The 739-nt window shown below is 49.5% G+C and carries 1 protein-coding gene; it reads left to right on the top strand.

What is annotated here, in order from left to right:
• Positions 1 to 739 (top strand): formylglycine-generating enzyme family protein (locus P5674_RS25465; RefSeq protein WP_315670450.1); only part of this gene is annotated, 739 nt, incomplete at both ends.

The following is a 739-nucleotide window of genomic DNA, read 5'->3' on the forward strand; positions in this document are numbered from 1 at the left end:
ATCGTTACGGTCAATTCCAATGGACAACAAATTAACCGCCGTCGCGGTCAGGCTGAATGTATTATCGAAGACCTGGGAAATGGTGTGACTCTGGAGATGGTAATGATTCCGGGGGGAACCTTTATTATGGGTGCGCCGAGTGGTGAAGCAAAAAGTTATAATCATGAAAGACCCCAACACCAAGTCACGATTAAACCCTTCCTGATGGGGAAATATCCGGTTACCCAAGCACAATGGCGACAAGTGGCTAGTTTCCCCAAACTCCAACGGGACCTGAGCCCAGACCCCTCACATTTTAAAGGATTAAATCTTCCCGTTGAAAGAGTTTCATGGTATGATGTAGTTGAGTGGTGTGCCCGCCTCTCGAAAAGAATCGGCAAACCCTACCGATTACCGAGTGAAGCCGAGTGGGAATATGCAGCCCGCGCCGGAACTACTAGCCCCTTTCACGTCGGTGATACCCTGACCACCGACCTCGCCAACTATAATGGCAGCTACACCTATGGCTCAGGACCCAAGGGAGCCTACCGCCAAAAAACTACCCCCGTCGGTCAGTTTCAACAAGCCAACGCCTTTGGCTTGTATGATATCCACGGGAATGTTTGGGAGTGGTGCGCTGACCCCTGGCACGACAGCTACAAGGGTGCGCCTTCTGATGGTGGTGTGTGGGATGCTGGTAACGATAATCGTTATCAAAACTATATTGAATATTTAGTCAACTTTTTGAGCAACACAAACA

The sequence above is a fragment of the Limnospira sp. PMC 289.06 genome, from assembly GCF_032350395.1.
In the GTDB taxonomy this organism is placed as follows: Bacteria; Cyanobacteriota; Cyanobacteriia; order Cyanobacteriales; family Microcoleaceae; genus Limnospira; species Limnospira platensis.